The organism is Paenibacillus sp. CCS19, assembly GCF_033239625.1.
GTDB lineage: Bacteria > Bacillota > Bacilli > Paenibacillales > Paenibacillaceae > Paenibacillus_T.
This window is the reverse complement of sequence record NZ_BTCK01000021.1, coordinates 26,770-49,281: the sequence shown is the minus strand read 5'-3', so window position 1 is coordinate 49,281 and position 22,512 is coordinate 26,770. Positions and strand designations below refer to the sequence as shown.

Sequence of the window (22,512 nt, the reverse complement as noted above, 5' to 3'; positions counted from 1 at the left end):
GAGTACACAAAAAGCCTAGCGATAATCGCTAGGCTTTCTTCATGACAGAAGACCATACTTGTCCTTCCATCGTATTCACATTGAGTTCAAGGCGGCATGCTGGTGCTAATGGTACGCCATTCAAAGATATCGTAGCAATCTTGGATGTTGCTCGGATAAGTTCGGTCATCCGCATGACCTCCTTGGCTATGGCGTCTACTGCGTATTCCCATTATAACACAGCTTATACGCTTCGTACTACTCCTGTGCAGACAATTGGGCTCTAAGCGATTGGCGGGTATCCGCCAAGCTCTGTTCATCCGCATAAACGTATGGGCTGATCCATTTGCCTTCCAGAGGTTTAAACTCGACGTCAGCTCGCGAGAGACCGAAATAGGTGAACATCAATTGGTGGATTTCCGATTCAGGAATGTCAGTCTTCATGTTGCCGCCTACTGCTTTGATGACCGAACCAAGCTTCGTTGCCCCTCCCAGCGATTTCAGGCGATCGACAATTTCCCCGAGCACTTCGCCTTGACGGCGATTGCGGTCGAAGTCGCTCGACATATTCTTGCCATCATTCGATTTGCGATAGCGAACGAAGTCAAGCGCATCTTCGCCGTTAAGCTCTTGACGGCCCTTCTTCAGATCAATATTCGTACCGTCCGCATTATCGACATAATGCATGTCCATATCGACGTCAACCTCGACTCCGCCCAGGGCGTCAACAACGTCCGCAAAGCCCTGGAAGTTAATAATCGATGCATACTTGATATCGACGCCGAAGTAGCGGCCGAACATTTTCTTCATGTCGCCGAGCGCCATCAACTTTGCCTGATCTTTATCCTTCGTCGTCTTTAACGCTTTATGATAGAAGTTGGAATAATAGCTGTTTGCCTTGTGCTTCGCATAACCGGACTGTTCGATCCGAGTATCGCGCGGCACGGTTACAACCGTTACTTTCTTCGTATCCGGATTCATTGCAGCGATCATAATAACGTCCGTATTCATCGTCCCGGTCGCTTCACGCGAATCGAGTCCAAGCAGCAGGATGGCTGTCGGCTTTACTTTCACCGACTCTTCGGCTGGAACCTCTACCGCCTTGTCCGATGGCAGCGATACCTTCTTAATAGCTTCGTCAGCCTTGAAGAATAAATCGACTACAAACCATCCGACCAACAGAACGGCTGCGAGAATAAGCATGCCGATAATTCTGCCCCAACGAACGCGCTTCCTCGGCTTAACCGCCTTACTTGTCTTATACGTCTGCTTCTGGATGCCTGATTTGGACAACCCTTTGCCCGAGCGGGGCGGCAGCGGCGTATTGGAATCCATCGTAATCACCTTCTGTTCATGTGTCTTTCATGATTGACAGCGATCATTATAGACATCATTCACCAGCTGGTCTGCCGCCTCACGATCGAAGAAAAACAGCTTCGTGCCGCCTTCCTCTTTCTCGATGCGCACATACACCATCGTCGCATCTTCGGAAGTCACAATGACCTTGTTAACGCCGTGATCCTCCCGAAGCACTTGCAGGAAAAAATCGCGTGTATCGAGCGCGGCCTCGTCATCGGGCCGCGCCGCTGCCACACGTTCGATTTGCAGCCAATTGAAGAGAGCATCGTCCAGCTTCATCTGACCTCATCGCTCCTCGCCTATATCACGCTAATGGTTACCGGCTGGAATCTGTCTTCACATCTCCGCTGCGCTTGTTGCGCAGCTTGTCATACAACTGACGCCCGCGAAGCATCATCATCATGATGATCGCCACTGCCATGCATTGAATGATCGGCAGCTTATCGACCTGAAGAATGTACAATACGAACGCTCCAATCGCCATGACGAGGTGTGCAAGTACTTCCTTGAGGATCGGCAGTCGCTTGACTCGAAACACCGCATTGAAGATGTAAATGATGCACGCCAATATTAAGACGTACGTAACGAGCGGATGGTTGCTAAACCATTCTTGCATCGCACAAATCCTCCTTCAACTTTCGAAGCATTACGCGTTAGCTTGCGCCATTTTGCGATGCTTCTCAGCACGCTCACGCTCGCTTTTGTTCAAGATCTTCTTACGAAGACGAACCGACTTCGGCGTAATCTCGCAATATTCATCGTCGTTGAGGTACTCCAGCGCAGCTTCGAGAGAGAACAGGATCGGCGTTTTCAGCTTAACCGTATCTTCTTTCGTAGCGGAACGAACGTTCGTCAGAGCCTTCTCTTTGCAAATGTTAACGATGATGTCATTGTCACGGTTGTGCTCGCCAACGATCATGCCTTCGTAAACTTCCGTACCTGGCTCGAGGAACAGCATACCGCGGTCCTCTACACCCAGCATGCCGTAGAACGTCGACGTGCCGTTCTCGCTAGATACGAGCACGCCTTGATGGCGTCCGCCAACATTGGAAGCGATAACCGGACCAAAGCTGTCGAATGCGTGGTTCATAATGCCATAACCGCGCGTCATCGTCAGGAAGTTCGTACGGTAGCCGATCAGACCACGAGCCGGCATGATGAACTCAAGACGAACTTGGCCCGTGCCGTTGTTGATCATGTTCACCATCTCAGCTTTACGCGTTCCGAGACTTTCCATTACCGCGCCCATGCTTTCTTCTGGCACGTCAATGAGCAGACGTTCGTACGGCTCGCACTTCACGCCGTCCACTTCTTTGATAATAACTTCAGGCTTCGACACTTGCATCTCAAAGCCTTCGCGACGCATGTTCTCGATCAGAATACCGAGGTGCAGCTCGCCGCGGCCAGCTACGATGAATGCGTCCGGGCTGTCTGTATCTTCAACGCGCAGTGCAACGTCGGTCTCCAGCTCCTTGTAGAGACGCTCGCGAAGCTTACGGGATGTTACCCATTTACCTTCGCGGCCTGCGAATGGGCTGTTGTTCACGAGGAACGTCATTTGCAGCGTAGGCTCATCGATCGTCAGGACAGGCAGCGCTTCTGGATTAGCAGGATCAGCAAGCGTTTCACCGATATTAATATCTTTGATACCAGCAATGGCAACGATGTCGCCAGCTCCAGCTTCTTCAACCTCAATACGTTTCAGACCGTGGAAGCCGAACAGCTTCTCGATACGAGCTTGCTTAATGCCGCCTTCACGCGTCATTACAGCAATGGATTGACCTTGTTTTACGATACCGCGGTTAACGCGGCCGACAGCGATACGGCCCAGATATTCGTTATAATCAAGCAGCGTAACGAGGAATTGCAGCGGCTCGTCTACGCTTTCCGTAGGCGCTGGAATTTTCTCCACGATCGTATCGTACAGGGCACGCATGTTTTCTTCTTGCTTCTCTACTTCCGGCTCCAAGCTCGACGTCCCCATAAGTCCCGATGCGTATACGACTGGGAAGTCCAGCTGCTCATCCGACGCGCCAAGCTCGATGAACAGATCGAGCACTTCGTCGATTACTTCCGCAGGACGAGCGTTCGGGCGGTCGATTTTGTTTACGACTACGATCGGAGTCAGGTTCGATTCGAGCGCTTTGCGAAGCACGAATTTCGTCTGTGGCATACAGCCCTCGAAGGAGTCGACAACGAGACATACGCCGTCAACCATTTTCATAATACGTTCTACTTCGCCGCCGAAGTCGGCGTGGCCTGGCGTATCGACGATGTTGATCAAATACTCTTTGTAATTGATCGCCGTATTCTTCGCCAGGATCGTAATACCGCGCTCCCGTTCAATATCGTTCGAGTCCATAGCGCGCTCTTGCACCGCTTCATGATCACGGAACGTACCGGATTGCTGCAGCAGTTTGTCTACGAGTGTCGTCTTGCCGTGGTCAACGTGTGCAATGATCGCGATGTTGCGGATATTCTGTCTTTCTTTCATGATTCTTAATCCACTCCAATTTGTCTATTTTCTATATTATTACCGGTTGCGAAACAGGGGGCCAACATTACCAGCGCGACTTGCGGCCGCGTCCTACAGTCAGCCACAGCCCGGCTGCAATCAATACAAGCCCGATGACATAAATGCTCCAGCTTGAAATGAGAATGAACCCGAAAGCAATTACCGTCACGGCCCCCAAGCCGACGGCTAGTTGCAATGCAAGGCGAGGCTTAAACGGTTCGAAAGCATAATACTCATACAAACCTGCTGCCGGACCGAACAGCACGAACGGCCATAAGTGGTCAAACGAAGACCATCCGAACACGCTGCAGATCAGAAACAACAGTCCATAAACAGATAGTGTGCCTGCTGGTACGAGCGCCACTGTCGGAAGCATCCTCCCGAAGTAGAGCACGTGCAGAAGAATACCTGCGACTAGCAGTATAACTGGCCACAGCACACTGCCAATAAAGCTGAAAAAGCCTGATTTGCCAAGCAGAATGACAAGCCCTGCGCCAAGCAGAGCGATTCCCGCATAATGCTGTCTAGACACCATGTTTCCCCCCGATCGTTCCGGTTACAATCGGTATCTGTATCGCCGCCAATCTCTTTCGACGAAAGACGACACGATCCCGTCACTTCTCGCAACCTCTAGTGTAATAGAACTGAGCATAAAAAACCAGTGTAAACAACAGGTTGCTTACAAAAAGAAGAAGTCAGCTCATCCACTCCGCAGAGATAGACGACGCTGACTCCTACATAATTGCCATTAATGCGTGTGCAATTTGGGTTTGCCAATGATTCCTGCAATAATGACGATCGGGATGCAAAATAGCGGAATCGCCTCGTGCAAAGTCGACGAACCGTTAAACAAACCGTTTAAGCCAGGGTCGCTGATAAGCATTTCTCCAGCCGCATAACCAAGCAATGCAGCACCTACATAAACAAGCGGCGGGAACTTTCGAAGCAGCGCCCCGACAAAATGGCTCCCCCATATGATAATCGGAATGCTGGCGACAATACCAAGGATGAGCAATATCGGTTCACCGTCTGCGATCGCCGCAATCGCAAGCACATTATCGAGACTCATTATGAAATCAGCAGCAACGATCGTGCGGATAGCTGCGATTAGCGATACCGATCGTTTGCTCTTGCCGCTGCCAGGCGGACCCGCTTCTTCGCCGTTAAATGCATCACGGAACAACTTCACCGCGATGATCCCAAGCAGCAGCGCGCCGGTGGCCTGCAAATATGGAATCTGCAGCAGCGCAACCGCCGCAACCGTCAATACACAACGAAGCAGTACAGCCGCAGCACTTCCCCACCACACCGCTTTCTTCCGCTGGGCGCTTGGCAGCCCATTGCTCGCCATCGCGATGACGACAGCATTATCTCCGCTAAGCAGCATATTAATGAGGACGATCTGCATAAATACGAGTAGGCTATCCAACATGTACACACTCCTTAAAGCAATTTGCTTACTTCCTTGAGACTGCCTCCTGCAAGCAAATTGCTTGCATCGAAAGCATACGCTTAGCATTTTGCTTACTTCTTCGAAATAACTACCTGCTAGCAAATTGCTCGCTTCGAAAGCATACGCTTAGCATTTTGCTCACAACAAAAAGCATCCGCTTAATCAGAGGTATGTCCACGCCTGTCCGAATATGATCACAAAAATGGTTGAAACGTAAGTTCTTGTTCGTCCGTAAGGAGTACTAGTCGAATGCATGAGGAGGTTTTTTGGAAATGGAGCTGGAAATTTTATCGTGGGCTTTTGCTGCTGCTCTGCTGCAAATTGTGTTCATAGACCTGGTACTTGCAGGCGACAACGCAATTGTTATCGGCATGGCCGCTCGGAATCTCCCGAAAGCGCAGCAGCGCCAGGCCGTAATTTGGGGTACGGTTGGTGCCGTCGTCATACGTGCCGTCGCTACGCTGCTTGTAGTTCATTTGTTAGAAATTCCTTGGCTTCTGGTCGTCGGGGGCGTTCTCCTTCTATTCATTGCCTATAAGCTGCTGGTTCAGGAAGAGGATCACGGCAACATTAAGGCGGGCGGTACGTTGTGGCAGTCGATCCGCACAATCATTATCGCCGATGCCGCTATGGGTCTAGACAATGTCATCGCTGTTGCAGGCGCCGCACACGGCAACGACCTGCTCGTTATTCTTGGACTCCTCATCAGCATTCCGATCGTCGTATGGGGCAGCACGTTGTTCATCCGTCTCATTAATCGCTTCCCATGGATTGTCTATATCGGTTCCGGCGTTCTGGCCTACACCGCCGCTAAGATGATTACACATGAAGAGAAACTCAAGTCGTTCTTCGATCAAGGCGCATGGGTGTTATGGGGATTCATCGCACTGTGCATCTTGTTGGTTGTTGCTGCAGGCATAGGAACAAACAACTTGAAACGCAGACGCAGACAGCGCTCGGCTAACCAAGCCGTAATAAGCAACAGGGACTCCGCATAGGAGCCCCTGTTTTTCTTTGTATGAAGTGGTTAGAACCACCGATCTTCTTCTGCAGCTTGAGCCTTCTTCTCGGGCTCGTCCTGTTTCAATACAACCGTCACCGTATTCTTCACGGCGAGTGCAATCATCTCGTCGAGATTCGGGATCAAAGCTTCGGTCTTCTCCACCGACTCCAAATTCGGATTCGTCGTTGGCGACTTCGGTACGAATAACGTACAGCAATCCTCGAATGGCAAAATACTCGTCTCATATGTTCCGATACGCTCCGCAATCCGTATGATATCGACTTTGTCCATCATGACGAGCGGCCTTAACATCGGCAGATTAGTTGCACGGCCGATGACATTCATGCTGCCGAGCGTCTGGCTTGCGACTTGGCCCAGGCTGTCGCCGGTAACAATCGCATGCGCGCTTTCACGCTCTGCGATCTGCTCCGTAATGCGCAGCATCGCGCGCCGCATCAGCGTAATGATAAGTCGTTCCTGACCCGCCTGAACGAAGCTTGTCTGAATATCCGTGAACGGAACGAGATGAAGCTTGAATTTGCCATTCGTATAATGAAGAAGACGCTTCGCAAGGGTGACAACCTTCTCCTTCGCCTGCTCGCTAGTGAACGGATAAGAGTGAAAATGAACCGCCTCCAGCGTTAGACCTTTCCGCATCCCTAACCAGCCAGCAACCGGGCTGTCGATGCCGCCAGACAGCAGCAGCAGCCCCTTGCCGTTCGCTCCATACGGGAAACCGCCTGCTCCTTGTTCGACGTCGCAGTATACGTAAGCAGCACCCTGCTGGATATCAACGCGAAGCTCAACCTCCGGATTACGGATATCTACCTTTAACTCCGGCGTTTCACGAAGAACATGCGAGGCAATGAGATGATTCATCTCCATCGAGTCATGCGGAAACTGCTTCCAGCCCCGCTTTACTGTCACTTTGAACGTGCTCTTCGGTCCCTTATTCGCTCGGAAAACAGCAAGCGCTGTGTCGCGAATCGCATCCAGCTCCGCTTCTGCCTTCTTAACAGGGCTGAAAGAGACCAAACCAAATACGTCACGCAGTGCTGCGGCAATCTCTTCATACGGATGGTCGTTCAGCATGACGTACAATCTACCGTACGTATGCTTTACATCTACCTTCGCAAACGGACGCAGCGCTTTGCGGACATGGTCCGCAAGCACCTGTTCGAATCGGTGACGGTTTTTTCCCTTCACCGTAATTTCACTGCCGAGTCTCAGCAGCACCATATCATAAATGTTTGACGACAATTAAATTCTCCTCTCCATAGGCTTCAGATCAACCACTGTACGCGCAATGGCATCGGCAAGCTTATCCACATCCTCTGCCGTATGCTCATCTCCGAAGCTGACTCTGATCCCGCTGGCCGCTCGTCTTGCATCACGTGTCATCGCCATGATAACGCGCGATGGCTTGTCATCCTTCGAGGAGCAGGCTGATTTGGTCGAGACGATGAAACCAAGCTCCTCCAGGGCATGGACAATTACTTCCGGCTTCATGCCGGGGTAACTGAAATGAACGATATGCGGAGCTGATCGCAGCGAGTCCTTGCTGCTGTTCACAATCAGCTCCGGTATTGCGGCCAGCCGATCGATTAATTGGTTTCTAAGCAGTGTCCACTGCTTGTTATGGTTCTCTGCCGCTTCTATCGCCATTCGGAACGCCTTCGCGGAAGCGACGATCGCCGGCGTATTCGACGTACCTGCCCGTAGAGCACGCTCCTGCTCACCGCCAGTGAACAGCGGCGCAATGGCTAGTCCGCTGCGAATATAGACGATGCCGACACCTTTGGGCCCGCGCACCTTGTGCGCAGAACCTGACAATAGATCAATCCCCCATCCAGCGAGATCGATCGGCAGCTTCCCGATGCTCTGCACCGCATCTACATGGAACAGCGTCTTCGGACGTGACTTAAGCAGCTCGCCAATTTCCTCAATCGGCTGAATAGCTCCAGTCTCATTATTCACATGCATTATGCTCACGAGAATGGTCTCCTCTGTTAGCGCCGCAGCAAGAGATTCGACGGATACGATCCCCAGTTCATCTACAGGCAAATACGTAACAGCGTATCCCTCCTGCTCTAATTGCTGGAAGGTCTCATATACCGAAGCATGCTCCACCATTGTCGTAATCAAATGTTTCCCGCGGCCGGCGAACTGCTTGGCTGCCCCACGAATCGCAAGGTTATTGCTTTCGGTACCGCCTGAAGTGAATACCCATTCCTCCGGCTTCGTCTTGAACAGCTTCGCTACAAGCCCTCTAGAGCGCTCAATAAGCTGGCCGGCATCTGCGCCTGCTTGATGTATAGAAGAGGGATTCGCATAGTGAATCCGCATCACTTCAGCTAACGTCTGTATGACTTCTTCGCGCGGCGGCGTTGAAGCGCAATGATCAAAGTAATGCATACGCATTCCTCCTTAGGGGCTCTGCCCCTATACCCCGTTATTTCTTAAAACAACAATTTTAATTGTTTTATTAAACCGATTTAATCCATAAATTTCTACCCGCCTAAATCCTCCCTGCTAGGGAGGACCCCCGGGGTTTCCAACCCCGGGACCCCGGTATGAATAACGTGAGTTGTACAGAGACGCGGATGAGCTACTGCGTGCTGGGAGTCGCGTGCCTGCGGGTACAGCTTTTGTTCGAGCGTTGAAAAATTAATAATAAGGACTTAGGACTTCGCGATTCTATACGCAAAACAAGAAAGGCCCCTCACGGAGCCTTTCGACAACGATTTGTATGATTGCATGAATTGCTAAGAAAATTACTTAGCTGCCAGCACTTTGGCGACGTAACGCTGCGTCTCAACTGGGAGTGAGGACGCGAGTTGCTGAAGCTGTTCGTTCGTCGAGATCTGAAGACGGTCGACGCGTCCTGGGCCTGCGTTGTACGCGGCAAGGGCCACTGCTTCATTGCCATTATATTTGTCCAGCAGAGAGGCTAGGTAACGAGTGCCGCCTTCAATATTTTGCGCTGGATCGAATGAATTGTAAACCCCAAGGCTTCGTGCTGTGCCGTCCATAAGCTGCATGAGCCCTTTCGCTCCTGCAGAAGAAACCGCATTCGTATTAAATGATGACTCTGTCTGGATTACCGCTCGAATCAATGAAGGATCAATGCCATACTTCGCCGCAGCCTCATTAATGTATGCATCGTACTCCGTAGAAGAAGCCGCAGCATCCGATTGCTGCGTCGCTGCATATAACAAACCGTCCAGACCTGCGATTGGCGGAATTATATTGTCACCTAGTCCAAGCGAAGCCATTGACGACGATAGATCTGAAGTATCCATGTTCGAGCCCGCCATCATATATTGCGACAGCAGCGTATCGAATATGGAAGATTCCCCTTCGCCTGTTGCCGCTGTGAACGGCGATGCTGCATAATCGCTTGTCCGATTCGTCCACTGCATCTGGAGCAGCGTTGCCATAGTACGTGGATCGATACTCATATGATCTCTCCCGATGTCATGTAATAGGTTGAAAATAATACCTTCGCATGTTTCGATATTATTTTACATGGTTTCGAGGAAGTTCGCCAGTCCTAACTATACCTTCTTAAAGTCGCATTTCGACAAAAAGCCGGTATCTCCGCAGAATCCGAGATACCGGCTTTATTTCATTCATCGAGCCGCCATATAAACCGGGATGAGTACCAGGTAGACAGCAGCTGCAATAATGCCAAGCGTCATCGCCCAGATGCCAAGCGCTCGGCTGCCTGTACTAAATGCGTACAAGCCTAATGCGGCAGCGGTCGGCCCCATGATGACCGGCCAGAGAAACCAAGAAGCGATCGCGAATATGAGACCAATCCATCCCACCGTAGACGAGACCGATGATGATCCTCGCGTCGTTTCCTCATACACATGCGCCTCATGACGCTTATGCGCATCTGGCAAATAGCCCGTATAGCTCGGGAATGCACCTGCTTCAGCAGAGATCTCCGTATCGTCCCACCGTTTGCGTCTCCAGACCGTACGGCGCGGATGATGATTGTTCGGTTCTTCCGGCTGTGAGCCCCAATCTTCCCAATCGTTGCCCATCTAATGTCACCTCTTCCGAAACGTTTGGCAGCAGGTGACAGAAGATTCAGTTGCTTCATCTTGATGATCGATAAATGATTCACTTGCAAACTCCGCATAAAACGAGGCATGTGCGTCTAAATCGACCTCGATCTGATCCGCATTGCAACGATTGCCTTCCTTCCAGAACGTACAATTCGATACGCTGCACTTGACGCCACTTGGCATCTTCATCACCTCCGCTACTAGCTTGCCGCAGCGGAGGTGCGCGCATGCGAGGTTATTTTTGCCCTTGCATGCGGCGCTGGGTCATATAGTCATTCTCATAATAAGCGAGCTCATCACGAAGCTCTTCATACACTTTGGATACCGACAGCACGATTTCACGTGCAGGACGAGTTGGAACGAAACGGAAACGAATCGCATCCTGACCTGTGTAAGCATATCGTCCATCTTCGGAATAGCATTCATTTTTCGGATAGAAGAATGCAGCTACCGCTTGATGATAAGCCTCATACAGGCTGCGCTCAGCCGACTCCGTATCGAAGTTCGGACGACGAAGCACGATGCCGATTTTCTCATAGACCGTCTCAGAATACACGAGCAGATGACGCAGATCTGCGAGCAGCCCTTTATAGAAGAGCGCCGCGCCTTCACTCGTATCGCCGTTCACAAGCTGCGGCACTGCATATTCGTTCAGGAACGACTCTAATTGAACAATGGCTTCCTTCAGCTTCGCGTGCGTTGTTTCGCTTAAACCTTTAACGTTGGCAACTGGCATATGAGTTGCTCCCCTTTCATGTCCGTCGAGATGAAATATCAGATTCACTTTTAAGTCCATGACTTATTGGTTCAAATATTTCAACAAAATCTTTATTATCGTACCATAAATGATTGCTTGATGGTACACTCCTTCGCCTCATTCTCCGCATAATTTACATGCCGTTTTATTACTCTAAGGAGGAATGCTGCGAATAGCCCCGCACCCGGGGAGATGGAGGAATTCTCGTTGCGACAACAACAATGGAAAAGCTGGATTGCATTAGCAACCGCCGCACTGATCGTTATGCCGCTCACGTCCTGCTCAGAGCCTAAGTCGAACAAGCCTTCACCAACCGCCAAATCACGTGCGGAATCCGTCAAAGCCGAAACGGCAAGCAAACTCAAGATCATGCAGCATGATATGGATGCCACCTCGATGCTCTGTACGACGGAATGTACCAAAGATTTTGCTCACTTGGTGTCCGGTCATACGGAGGGTTCCACGAAAGACGAGAAAATAAAACATATGATGGACATGCATAAACACATGCTGTACATCAGCTGGATGAACGCCAAGCGTTCTGTCGAACGCGGCGCCGTTCCAGCCAGTGTGCGTGACAAAGCAGATAAGCTGCTGAAGGATGCGCGCACCGCTGTCAAGAAAGGCGATAAATACACGTCTTCTCCATTCCTGCATGATGGACATCGGTATATCGTGCTTGGCAGTCCCGAGCCGAAGCATCCCGGCAGCGGCGTTGTTGGACTCGTCATGCAGGATGTCGTCGGCCAAGTGGAGCGTCATCAGCGCCGTAATTTGCGGCTTGTCCCGTATCCGGCAGAAGGCCACTATCGGGTAGAATCGGTGAAAGCGAACTCCACGGAGGAAACGACCGTTCGCACAGGCGAAGATAATGGCGGTGCAAGTCATTACCATATTAATGAAGTCGTCGTTCGTTTCCGCCAAGACCCTTCCGATCTGGAGTTAGCGCAAATCCGTAAAGATATTAATGCGCTGACGATTCAGAAGCTTGGTTATACGTATGTGTTCCGCTCCCAGAAGATGGAGACCAAGACCATGATGCGGTATTTCCAGCAGCGGTGGAACCCGGTTTATGTTGAGCCCCATTATTTATATATGACGAACGATCGTCAAATACCATCAAGTCGTCCATCTGCATTATCGGATAGCCATAAGTCGGTCATACCTAACGATGTGCTGTATAAGCAATATCAATGGAATTTGCCTACGATCAGCACGGAGAAAGGCTGGAGTGTAGGCCGCGGCAGCGATTCCGTCATCGTCAGCGTGCTAGATACCGGCGTTCAAGCCGATCATCCAGATCTGAAGGGCAAGCTTATCAAAGGCATGAACATCGTCAGCGAAAAAGACGCGCCTGAAGATGATGTTGGTCATGGCACGCACGTAGCAGGCATTATCGCAGCAGCCGTGAACAATGGAGAGGGCGTTGCCGGAATGACTTGGTACAACAAAATTTTACCGGTCAAGGTGCTTGATAGCAGCGGCGCTGGCTCCACCTACTCGGTCGCACAAGGCGTCATCTGGGCAACGGACCATGGCGCCAAAGTGATCAATATGAGCCTCGGCAACTACGCGGAAGCGGAGTTTCTGCATGATGCGCTCAAATACGCCTTCGACCATGATGTCGTGCTCGTTGCTGCCAGCGGCAATGACAATACAGAGCGCCCTGGTTATCCAGCCGCTTATCCAGAAGTACTGGCAGTTGCAGCAACGGATCAGAACGGCAAGCGTGCTTCCTTCTCCAACTATGGCGACTATATCGATGTGGCCGCACCAGGAGACGCCATTGCCAGCACCTATCCAGGCAGCCAATACGCAGCACTTTCGGGCACTTCGATGGCAAGCCCGCACGTAGCCGCGCTTGCTGCGCTAATCCGCTCCATCAACCCGGAGCTTAAGAACACCGAGGTGATGGACATCATTCGCCAGACAGCGAAGGATCTAGGCGCTAAAGGCAAAGACAACGATTTCGGCTACGGCCAGATCGACGTTGTTAAAGCGCTTGATGCAGCAGAGCAATCCGCAGTCTCCCTGCAGCGTTATCCGCACAATGTTGCTCGTAAGCTGGGTAAGCTGAAATAGATCATCTAGTCCCTAACCGAGGTAGGCGCTGCCCTGTAACGCTTATCTCGGGTTTCAACCTCAACAGACGGATCCAAGGCAAGTCGGAACAATAACAAAAAAGGAGCTGAGCACTGCTGTCATGAAAAACATGACGCAGTGCCAGCTCCTTGTTCGTTGGCGTTAATTGGTTCGTGCGGAAAGTTTGCCGTAAGCCGGGTTCTGTACTTTCGGTGGTGCAATCGGGAACGACCCTCCCACCTACTTAGCGACAATCATCTATCTAGGCCGTTCATTGCTAAACGGCTCAAGCAACCAACCCGAACACGCCCCGGGCAAGGGTGCGCCTTGCGGCGCTGCGTTCTCTCGGTCTTGCTCCAGATGGGGTTTACCAGGAACATAGTCACCCATGCTCCTCGTGGTCTCTTACACCACGGTTCCACCCTTACCTGATCCGGCGTAAGCCGGCCATCGGCGGTCCATTTCTGTGGCACTATCCTTCAGCTCGCGCTGACTGGACGTTATCCAGCATCCTGCCCTACGGAGCCCGGACTTTCCTCTCGCGGCATAGCCGCCAGCGATTGTCTGTCAAACTTTCCGGTTCGCTTAGTTAGTATACCTGCAAATTTACGAAAGCTCAACCCATTATCGTTAACCAATGCATCCAATCGTTATACGAATTGGAATGGTTCAGTCGATAAACCCGATGCAACAACCTCTGTTGTCGACTTGCGCTCTGCTAGACGAGCAGCAAGCCAGTCGGCAACGTTCTGCTTCATAATTTTCTCGATATTGTGGCCAGGATCAATAATCATCATGCCGTCTGCTAGTGCATCATGCGCAGTATGGTAATCGATATCGCCCGTAACAAGCACATCAGCGCCTGCGAACGAAGCCGCTCTGACGTACTTCGCACCGGAGCCGCCGAGTACGGCAAGCTTTTTCACAGGAGCATTCAAATCGCCTACGACGCGGACGAATGGCACGTCGAATGCAGCCTTCACCCGCTCTACAAGCTCAGCCAATGTTGCTGGCTGTTCCAGCTTGCCGACACGGCCAAGTCCAAATGAACGGCCCTTCAGATCAATCGGGTACAAATCATAAGCAACCTCTTCGTACGGATGCGCCTTAAGCATCGCTTGGATCGCTGCACGATGGATGCTATGCGGCACCACCGTCTCGATCCTCACTTCCTTAACCTTCTCCAGCTTGCCCTGCTGACCGATGAACGGATCTGTGCCTGTTCCCGGACGGAACGTACCCGTTCCTTCAATAACGAAGCTGCAGCTGTCATAGTTGCCGATCGCTCCTGCACCTGCATTCCACAGCGCTTGCTGCACAAGCTCTCCATGCGTCTGCGGAACGAAAACAACGAGCTTATACAGCTTGTCCGTATGCACTTCCTCGAGGCTTGCACGCCCCTCAGATACGATACCGAGCATATCCGCCATCCAGTCGTTGATGCCGCCGTCCGTCACATCGAGGTTCGTATGGGCGATATAGACTGCGATATCATGCTTTATGAGCTTCTCATACAGCTTGCCGGCAGGCGTTGATGTGTCGATTTTAGCGAGCGGTCGGAAAATAATCGCGTGATGCGCGATAATTAAATTCGCTCCTGCTTCGATCGCTTCATCTACCACCGCATCAGTCACGTCTAGCGCAACCAGTACTTTCGGAATCGGCTTGCTGAGCGTCCCGAGCTGAAGACCGATTCGATCGCCTTCAACGGCATAATGTTTAGGAGCAAGCTGCTCCATTAGCTGCGCTACCGTTTGTCCTTTCGCAAACATGCAAGCACCTCCTCCATTTGTGCCATCTCATGACGGAACTGTTTCGCGCGGCTAATGGCCTCATCATTGCCGGACCGCTCCATCTGCTGGCATATGCGGTCCATTTTGCCGAGCTCGCTTTCCCATTTGAGATAGAACACCTCGTTTGGTTCATTCAACAAATGCGGCCCGAATCGATACAGCAGTTCAACTGCCTCTTCTTCGGTAATGGCCACCTCTGATCCCGATTGAACAGGCAAACGCGAAGCGTTGTACAGCTCATTGTTATGAGTCGCGGCGTTCTCAGCACGTACAGCACGCAGCACCTCATAAATTTTACCGTCTTCCTCGAGGATCCGTTCATCCATCAATGCCCAGCCATGCTGAGTCAGCCAATGTCGAACCGCATCCTCTCCTACGTTAGGCTGCAGGACAAGTTCGGTCACATATTCCAGTTTGCCTGCAATACGCCCTTCTTCAAGAATGGTAGCGATCAAATGGCCGCCCATCCCCGCGATCGTAATGGTATCCGTCTCCCCAGGGGTAATGACTGCTAACCCATTCCCTTTGCGGACTTGAACCCGATTCGCAAGGCCTGCTTCGCGGACCTGTCTTTGCGCCGCTTCGAACGGCCCTTGGTTCAATTCCCCTGCAACAGCTGATGGACACTGACCTTTAGACACAAGATAAACCGGCAGCAGCGCATGATCCGAGCCAATATCGGCTACGCGCGCACCTTCTTGCACTAGCCCGGCAATCGTGCCAAGGCGATGAGACAATTTCGTAATCATTAAGCGACCCACGCAATCCATTGTTTTCTTAATCCGAACAGCAGCCCGCCGCCGATGGCAATCTTAGCGAACAGAAGCAGCTGAGGCCAAGCACGATCTTCTACGAACAACGCGCTGTACAACTCTGGCATAAACCAGATAAAGCAACCAACGATAAACAATACGGCTGCAACTGGACGCGACCAACGCTGAATAAACCAGCTGAACCATGCGAATACGAACGTCATCGGCACCCAGTAGAGCTGAATCTCATACCAAGGAGGCTCCGCATCGCGTCTTGCTAATACCCAAGCATACAGAAGCAGCAGTACGACCCAACCGGCTAAATGCAGAAGCGACAATCGTGCGCCGATTCCATAACCGATCCATAACAGTGCGCTGCCAGCAAGCAGCAGCGCCTTGGACGACCAGCCGTCATAGCCATGCTGATGAAGCAAATAGACACCCATACCGAGTAGTCCTAGCATATCCATCCCGATAACTGCGATGCCTGCCGCCTCATTCTTACGCCGAATTCGTTGGCCATACCATAGCAAAAGAACGAAGCCGACGGCCGTTATGCCTATTTGCAATAGCGGATGAAAAGCGTTAAAATGAAGTACAACGAAGCAAATCAAGGAAAAAAAGACAATTGCAAACAGCCATTGTTTGCCCGAAGCGCTTCTGGCAGCTTCAGCAGCACGCCCGGTTAATCGGGCCGAAGGCTTGGGTTGTTCCGCTTGTTCGGCATACAGGTTCAGCAGGAAGTCACAATAGTGATCCGGCAGCAGCTTGCTTTTTTGCCAATGCTCGATTTCTTGCACGATGACTTTTCTTCGTTGCTGATCCATAATCCGCTCCCCCTCAGATTTGGAAAAAAAGACCTTGCTGCATGAAGCAGGAAGGTCCCTTGGCGATTATTCAAGAAAATCTTTCAACCGCTTGCTGCGGCTTGGATGTCTCAGCTTGCGAAGCGCCTTAGCCTCGATCTGGCGAATCCGTTCGCGCGTAACGCCGAACACTTTGCCGACTTCCTCCAACGTGCGCGTACGCCCGTCGTCGAGTCCGAAACGAAGGCGAAGTACGTTCTCCTCCCGCTCAGTCAGCGTGTCCAGTACGTCTTCAAGCTGCTCCTTCAGCAGCTCATAAGCGGCTGCGTCAGCCGGCGCAAGCGCCTCCTGATCCTCGATGAAATCGCCAAGATGCGAATCGTCTTCTTCACCAATCGGTGTTTCCAGCGATACAGGCTCTTGAGCAATCTTCATGATCTCTCTTACTTTATCGGTGCTAAGCTCCATCTCCGCCGCGATTTCCTCTGGCGTCGGTTCGCGTCCCAGCTCTTGCAGCAGTTGACGGGATACCCGGATAAGCTTGTTAATGGTCTCTACCATATGGACCGGAATCCGAATCGTACGCGCCTGATCGGCGATCGCGCGCGTAATGGCTTGACGAATCCACCATGTCGCGTAAGTACTGAATTTGTACCCCTTCGTATGGTCGAACTTCTCAACAGCCTTGATCAGACCCATATTGCCTTCTTGGATCAAGTCGAGGAACAGCATGCCGCGTCCGACATAGCGCTTCGCGATACTTACGACGAGACGCAAGTTCGCTTCCGCAAGACGGCGCTTCGCTTCTTCATCGCCCTTCTCGATCCGTTTGGCCAGTTCCACCTCATCATCAGCCGATAACAGCGGAACCCGTCCAATTTCTTTCAAATACATGCGTACAGGATCATTGATCTTAATGCCTGGCGGCAATGAAAGATCATCATCGAAATTGAATTCGTCGTGCTCTTGATCTCTCTCCCGATCATGCTCGTCCCGACTCATCGGGGAGTCATCGTCATTCTCGTTGACGACCTCAATTCCCAAGTCATCAAGCTGCTCGAAAAACTCATCGATTTGTTCCGGATCCTGATCGAACGGGGCAAGCTTCTCCATTATCTCTTTATACGTTAAGGAGGATCTCTTCTTACCGTGATCGATCAGTTGGTCTTTAACCAACTCAAGCTTCTGCTCCGTATCTAGTTCAGTATGTTGATCATTCGCCATATTCCGACTCCCTCCTCCCTAGAAACGATCGTCCTGCCGTCCTTTCAGCTGTCTCTCTAGGGCTATAATCTCACTTGCAATTTGCACAGCCTGCGCAATGTCTCCGGATCGCTCCGCTCGCACCAACTGTTCCTTCTTCTGTTCAAGCTCGCGTAAACGAGGAACTTTACGAATTTCCCGGATAAAATCATCGAGCAGCTGCTCATTGAATGGAAAATCGCCGTCCATTAACAGAATCGAAGCGGCTGTTCGCTCAAGACGATCGTCTTGAAGCGTGGAGATGAACCGTTTGACATCAGGATCATGACCTTGCGCATAAAATGCATATAAATAAGCAGCAAGCGCTGCGTGATCCTCAACATTAAAAGCATCGCCTAACTGATCGTGCACCGTTCGAGCCGTTGCCGCATCGCGCATCATGACGGACAATAACTTCCGTTCAGCCTGTTGGTAGGCAGGCAACAATGCAGGCGGTCCAGAGAGCGAAGGACGCTTTTCATTCCTACCATTATTCCACGAAAAATCGTTATTATCCCTTGGAGCTTGCAAATTTTGATTTGTCAAGCGCACAGCATGGACGTCCTGCTTCAGCGCTTCCATCGAAACGCCAAACTCGCGTGACAGCTCCTTCATGTGCATCTCGCGCTCCGTCGCTGTTTCAAGCTCAGCCACGATTTTGGCTGCTTCAAGCAAATATTTGCGACGGCCATCATCTTCTTCTAGCATATGGTTTTTTCGCAAATATATAAGCTTAAATTTCACAGCCGAAACGGGATGATCCATTACGTCGCGTAGGAATGCATCAGGGCCGTAAGCATCAATTGCCTCGTCCGGATCCATGTTGCCTGGCAGCATCGCGACCGATACGACCAACCCTGCTTTCTCGAACATTGGGATCGCCTTCATGGCAGCCGCTTTACCTGCCGAGTCGCCATCATAACAAATGATGATTTCGTCAGCCGAACGGGCCAAGATCGCCGCATGCTCTTCCGTCAGTGCCGTACCCATTGTCGCAACACCGTTACGAATGCCTGCGCTCCATGTCTTGATGACATCCATATACCCTTCGAACAAAACAACCTTGCGCCGTTTGCGTATGTCGGGCCGAGCGTTGTTGAAGTTATATAAGATTCGGCTCTTCGTAAATAACGGTGATTCCGGCGAGTTCAAATACTTGGGTTGTCCATCTCCCATGATGCGTCCAGCAAAAGCAATGACTTTGCCGTCTCGATTCCAGATCGGGAACATGATCCGACCGCGAAAACGATCCACATATCCGCTGCCGTCCTGCTTCGCAGACAACAATCCGCCTTTCTCCATCAATGGAAGCGGAAACTTCCTTGATTCAAGAAATTTGGCGAGTGTGTCCCAAGACTCCGGTGCATATCCGATCGAGAATTGATCGATCAGCTTGTCCGATATTCCGCGTCCGCGCAAATAGGCAAGCGCTGATTGGCCCTGCTTCGTATTCATCAATAAATGATGATACAGCTTGGCAGTCAGCTCATGCGCTTCAATCTGCTTATCACGGTTCGGATCTGCTGGTGGTCCTGCGTCTGCAGCATCAGCCCATGTAACGGGAATCCCCGCCTCTTCAGCCATTACGCGTACCGCCTCAGGGAATGAGTACCCTTCGATCTCAGCGATGAAACGTATGACATTGCCGCTCTTGCCACAGCCGTAGCAGTGGAAGATTTGAATCTCGGGCGTGACGGTAAACGACGGCGTTCGTTCGGAATGAAATGGACATAAGCCTTTCATGTACTTCCCGTTTTTGGTGAGATGCACGTATTTCCCAACCGTCTCCACGATGTCATGCGCATTGCGTACCGCTTCAATGGCGGATTCCGGAATTTTTCCGTATGCCACATTACTCACCCTTATCCTCTTGCACCTAATTACTATTCGCTAAGGTTGACTAAACTCCTGCCGCGGGCTCAAAAGTTTTGTCAGTTTTTGCTGAAACCGCAATCGATCCTCTTCGGTCAATGCCCTAGGGCCTTTCGTCCGACCGCCTGCACGGCGTCTGCGTGCCGATTCGTGACGACGCTCCAGCAAGTAACCGATTTGTTCCTCGACGATTTCTTCCCCCCGGTTAGAAAGCACCAAACCGCCTTTGGCGAGAACAAGCGCTGACAACCCCAAATCCTGCGTCACAACGATGTGCCCTCGCTTCACAAGATTGACGATATACAAATCGACCGAATCGTTCCCTCGGTCAACTTGAATCACTTGAACTCCCGCCGCCGGCTCAAGCCAATGGTCGTAGGACGATACCATAATAACGGGAACCTTGAACTGCTCTGCAACGAGAGCAATTTCGCGTTTGACCGGACAAGCATCGGCGTCGACAAGGATCACTCTTTCTTGCGCAGCAGGCTGCATCTGGGGCTGCATAGCTACCCTCACCATTCATCGATTAATGAAATACCGTACTATTAGAGGTTGTTCAAAAAGTCCGCTTTTGATCACGAAGCATCACTAGAAGAAATCTCGGCATCGAATCTTGGATGAAGCTGTGACTTCCGGTTCTCACGTAGCAAACCACTACGCTCCGATCCTCATTCCCCGCTTGATCCAATCTTCTCGGTGCTGAAAACCGTTCTTTTTGAACACGTACTATTAGAGGTTGTTCAAAAAGTCCGCTTTTGATCACGAAACATCCGTTCTTTTTGAACACGAACTATATATATACGGCATTGTTTATTAAAATCCTGCTCACCGCTATGTCTGAAGTCGAATCCGCTCCATAATTAGGCTTGCGGTCTCTTCCACCGCTCGGAACGATACGTCAATAATCGTACAGTCTAGCTGCTTCATAATACTTTCGGCATACGCCAGTTCCTGCTCGATTCTCGTCGTCGCCGCGTATGCAGCACTATCCGGAAGACCTAGTGCCTTCAGTCGTTCTTTGCGGATAATGTTCAAGTATGGAACGCCGATCGTCAGGCCGATAATCTTCTCCTTGCGAATCTCGAACAATTCCTTAGGCGGCTTCAGCTCGGGTACGAGCGGAACATTGGCGACTTTGTATTTCTTGTGTGCCAAATACATCGACAGCGGCGTCTTCGACGTTCGAGATACGCCGACGAGGACGATGTCCGCTTTGAGTACGCCTGTCGTATCGCGAGCATCGTCATATTTGACAGCAAATTCGACAGCATCCACTTTGCGAAAATAATCGGCATCAAGCACATGGTTGAGCCCCGGCTCCTGCCTTGCCGATTTGCCCGTTTGACGTTCGAGACTCGCGACAAGCGGTCCTAGCAAATCTATGCACTCTACTCCTTGCGTACGTCCGAGCTGAATCAGCGCCTCGCGCAGCTCAGGGATAACGAGCGTAAACAGAATGATGCCGCCTGTCTGTTTGGCCCGCTGTACGACACGCTCAAGGGCGGACACATCTTGAATGAAGGGAGCTCTGCGAATATCCGCATGAATCGGATGGAATTGCGCCGCAGCTGCTCTGACAACGAATTCGCCTGTCTCGCCCGCGGAGTCAGACACGACATAAACGATCAGATTTTGTTCCATACCCGGCTCCCTTAGCATTTGTCATGAGACTCGGTGGGTTAGATACTTACTTAGGCGTTCTAACCCGCTCCAGTGTGGAATGTTCCTTCGATCGCTGTTGTCCTCGGATTGTCTGAATTTATGAGATCGTCACAATGTAACAATCCGAGGACAAAGGCGAACACTTAAAGCTTTTCGGAGAAAAGCTGCTTCGGAAGCATAATCCCCTGTTTCTACGGAACAATTCCACCCCTTCGCTCCACGTCCGTCTCATGCCAACTGCTTCCCTTTTTAATGATTGATCGCTCGTCCAATCCGGACTCGCGGAAAGCTTTTGTTACTTGGCGGATAGCCCGCTGCGGTGTGGAATGTTCCTTCGATTGCCGTTGTCTCCAGATTGTTCTGATTAGATAAGATCAGAATAGGTATCAATCCGGAGACAAAAGCAACCACTACGTTTCTACGGAACAATTCCACCCCTTCGCTCCACGTCCGTCTCATGCCAACTGCTTCCCTTTTTAATGATTGATCGCTCGTCCAATCCGGACTCGCGGAACGGCAAACCAATGTTACTTTTCTCACTCAGTGATGCCTGACGGTTGCCATAGTCGCTATTCCGCTCTTTATGGGCAAATCATATCTATAACGGTTACGACAGCGACTATTTGGTACAGATCGCACTAATAGATCGTAATCTACTACAAATAAGCACTGTCACAACCGTTACTATTCGAAATGCGCCGTTAGAGCTTAATAAGCGATATAGCCGTTCTAGACTCACATAAAACGAAAAAAGTGCAGCATTCGCTGCATTAGAGTGCACCATACATATTACGTAAGCAACATACGTTTTGAGACGCTTGATACCTATTAGACATGAAGGTATATTTTACCTTCACACGGCGAAGTTATTCATGATGTTGGGCCAATAATGGCCCCCTCATGCTTCCCTTATTCCGTGTACGGAGTTGTCATCGCAGCGGTCGAATAATCCATCACAGTCTTTCCATTACGTGAGCGGAGTCTAACGACGCGAACGATCATTTTCCCCATCAAAAATATTGTGAGCGCAGCGTCCGCTTCAGCGGAGAGGGCAGAATCATTCTGTAGAAGCGTCAGCGTTTGCCTTTGTCACTCGGATTGTTACCAATTCTGAATTCATATAATCAGAACAATCCGAGGACAACAGCAATCGGAAGA

Annotated in this window: 23 protein-coding genes and 1 other RNA gene; 2 read left to right on the top strand and 22 right to left on the bottom strand. The window is 51.0% G+C overall.

The features are described from left to right. Positions 1 to 28: 28 nt before the first annotated feature. From SBI19_RS15635 to SBI19_RS15605, 7 genes are all read right to left on the bottom strand, one after another. Positions 29 to 169, bottom strand: coding sequence for a hypothetical protein (locus tag SBI19_RS15635; protein ID WP_317969761.1), 141 nt, complete (start codon positions 167 to 169; stop codon positions 29 to 31). 68 nt (positions 170 to 237) lie between these two features. After that, positions 238 to 1,314 carry an LCP family protein gene (locus SBI19_RS15630; RefSeq protein ID WP_317969759.1) on the bottom strand — a complete coding sequence of 359 codons (1,077 nt, stop codon included), beginning with the start codon at positions 1,312 to 1,314 and terminating at the stop codon, positions 238 to 240. Between the two features lie 27 nt (positions 1,315 to 1,341). Continuing rightward, on the bottom strand, positions 1,342 to 1,617 hold the full coding sequence (locus SBI19_RS15625; RefSeq protein WP_317969757.1) for a hypothetical protein: 276 nt from the start codon (positions 1,615 to 1,617) through the stop codon (positions 1,342 to 1,344). Positions 1,618 to 1,654: 37 nt separating this feature from the next. Continuing rightward, positions 1,655 to 1,954, bottom strand: coding sequence for a YlaH-like family protein (locus tag SBI19_RS15620; protein ID WP_317969755.1), 300 nt, complete (start codon positions 1,952 to 1,954; stop codon positions 1,655 to 1,657). A gap of 30 nt (positions 1,955 to 1,984) precedes the next feature. Next, positions 1,985 to 3,832 (bottom strand): translational GTPase TypA, encoded by a 1,848-nt coding sequence (gene typA, locus SBI19_RS15615; RefSeq protein WP_317969753.1) that lies wholly within the window; start codon positions 3,830 to 3,832, stop codon positions 1,985 to 1,987. A gap of 67 nt (positions 3,833 to 3,899) precedes the next feature. Continuing rightward, positions 3,900 to 4,388 (bottom strand): hypothetical protein, encoded by a 489-nt coding sequence (locus SBI19_RS15610; RefSeq protein ID WP_317969751.1) that lies wholly within the window; start codon positions 4,386 to 4,388, stop codon positions 3,900 to 3,902. 213 nt (positions 4,389 to 4,601) lie between these two features. Next, the gene (locus SBI19_RS15605) at positions 4,602 to 5,285 is read right to left on the bottom strand and encodes a TerC family protein (protein WP_317969749.1); all 684 of its coding nucleotides are present in this window, start codon (positions 5,283 to 5,285) and stop codon (positions 4,602 to 4,604) included. A gap of 299 nt (positions 5,286 to 5,584) precedes the next feature. Here SBI19_RS15605 and SBI19_RS15600 point away from each other — a divergent pair, with 299 nt between their 5' ends. Beyond that, positions 5,585 to 6,304 (top strand): TerC family protein, encoded by a 720-nt coding sequence (locus tag SBI19_RS15600; protein ID WP_483312301.1) that lies wholly within the window; start codon positions 5,585 to 5,587, stop codon positions 6,302 to 6,304. Between the two features lie 29 nt (positions 6,305 to 6,333). Here SBI19_RS15600 and thiI read toward each other — a convergent pair whose 3' ends face one another. The 6 genes from thiI to SBI19_RS15570 all read right to left on the bottom strand — a co-directional run bounded on the left by thiI (position 6,334) and on the right by SBI19_RS15570 (position 11,121). Then, on the bottom strand, positions 6,334 to 7,548 hold the full coding sequence (gene thiI / locus SBI19_RS15595) for a tRNA uracil 4-sulfurtransferase ThiI (RefSeq protein ID WP_317969853.1): 1,215 nt from the start codon (positions 7,546 to 7,548) through the stop codon (positions 6,334 to 6,336). Between the two features lie 21 nt (positions 7,549 to 7,569). Next, entirely contained in the window at positions 7,570 to 8,724 is a 1,155-nt protein-coding gene (locus SBI19_RS15590) for a cysteine desulfurase family protein (RefSeq protein WP_317969745.1), read from the bottom strand. 359 nt (positions 8,725 to 9,083) lie between these two features. Further along, on the bottom strand, positions 9,084 to 9,770 hold the full coding sequence (locus SBI19_RS15585; RefSeq protein WP_317969743.1) for a lytic transglycosylase domain-containing protein: 687 nt from the start codon (positions 9,768 to 9,770) through the stop codon (positions 9,084 to 9,086). 171 nt (positions 9,771 to 9,941) lie between these two features. Beyond that, the gene (locus SBI19_RS15580; RefSeq protein ID WP_317969741.1) at positions 9,942 to 10,361 is read right to left on the bottom strand and encodes a hypothetical protein; all 420 of its coding nucleotides are present in this window, start codon (positions 10,359 to 10,361) and stop codon (positions 9,942 to 9,944) included. Positions 10,362 to 10,367: 6 nt separating this feature from the next. Then, positions 10,368 to 10,568 carry a DUF1540 domain-containing protein gene (locus SBI19_RS15575; RefSeq protein WP_110046452.1) on the bottom strand — a complete coding sequence of 67 codons (201 nt, stop codon included), beginning with the start codon at positions 10,566 to 10,568 and terminating at the stop codon, positions 10,368 to 10,370. A 52-nt stretch (positions 10,569 to 10,620) separates the two neighbouring features. Then, positions 10,621 to 11,121, bottom strand: coding sequence for a DUF3907 family protein (locus tag SBI19_RS15570; protein ID WP_317969737.1), 501 nt, complete (start codon positions 11,119 to 11,121; stop codon positions 10,621 to 10,623). A 228-nt stretch (positions 11,122 to 11,349) separates the two neighbouring features. Between SBI19_RS15570 and SBI19_RS15565 the strand changes: the two genes are divergently transcribed. Then, the gene (locus tag SBI19_RS15565) at positions 11,350 to 13,224 is read left to right on the top strand and encodes a S8 family peptidase (protein ID WP_317969735.1); all 1,875 of its coding nucleotides are present in this window, start codon (positions 11,350 to 11,352) and stop codon (positions 13,222 to 13,224) included. 175 nt (positions 13,225 to 13,399) lie between these two features. Here the strand turns inward: SBI19_RS15565 and rnpB are convergent. From rnpB to SBI19_RS15520, 9 genes are all read right to left on the bottom strand, one after another. After that, positions 13,400 to 13,800: RNase P RNA component class A (gene rnpB / locus SBI19_RS15560), an RNA gene on the bottom strand. Between the two features lie 74 nt (positions 13,801 to 13,874). After that, entirely contained in the window at positions 13,875 to 14,996 is a 1,122-nt protein-coding gene (locus SBI19_RS15555) for a Nif3-like dinuclear metal center hexameric protein (protein WP_317969733.1), read from the bottom strand. Beyond that, a complete protein-coding gene (locus SBI19_RS15550; protein ID WP_317969731.1) occupies positions 14,972 to 15,766 on the bottom strand; it encodes a tRNA (adenine(22)-N(1))-methyltransferase in 795 nt (264 codons plus the stop codon). The genes SBI19_RS15555 and SBI19_RS15550 overlap by 25 nt, the downstream gene beginning before the upstream one ends. After that, positions 15,766 to 16,596 carry a hypothetical protein gene (locus SBI19_RS15545; protein WP_317969729.1) on the bottom strand — a complete coding sequence of 277 codons (831 nt, stop codon included), beginning with the start codon at positions 16,594 to 16,596 and terminating at the stop codon, positions 15,766 to 15,768. The genes SBI19_RS15550 and SBI19_RS15545 overlap by 1 nt, the downstream gene beginning before the upstream one ends. A gap of 66 nt (positions 16,597 to 16,662) precedes the next feature. Continuing rightward, positions 16,663 to 17,799, bottom strand: coding sequence for an RNA polymerase sigma factor RpoD (gene rpoD, locus SBI19_RS15540; RefSeq protein WP_317969727.1), 1,137 nt, complete (start codon positions 17,797 to 17,799; stop codon positions 16,663 to 16,665). Positions 17,800 to 17,817: 18 nt separating this feature from the next. Beyond that, a complete protein-coding gene (dnaG, locus tag SBI19_RS15535; protein ID WP_317969851.1) occupies positions 17,818 to 19,668 on the bottom strand; it encodes a DNA primase in 1,851 nt (616 codons plus the stop codon). A 39-nt stretch (positions 19,669 to 19,707) separates the two neighbouring features. Beyond that, on the bottom strand, positions 19,708 to 20,196 hold the full coding sequence (locus SBI19_RS15530; RefSeq protein WP_317969725.1) for a YaiI/YqxD family protein: 489 nt from the start codon (positions 20,194 to 20,196) through the stop codon (positions 19,708 to 19,710). 327 nt (positions 20,197 to 20,523) lie between these two features. Then, positions 20,524 to 21,333 (bottom strand): pyruvate, water dikinase regulatory protein, encoded by an 810-nt coding sequence (locus SBI19_RS15525; protein WP_317969723.1) that lies wholly within the window; start codon positions 21,331 to 21,333, stop codon positions 20,524 to 20,526. Positions 21,334 to 21,603: 270 nt separating this feature from the next. Next, complete coding sequence (locus SBI19_RS15520) at positions 21,604 to 21,813, bottom strand: hypothetical protein (RefSeq protein ID WP_317969722.1); 210 nt, start codon at positions 21,811 to 21,813, stop codon at positions 21,604 to 21,606. Positions 21,814 to 22,512: the final 699 nt, after the last annotated feature.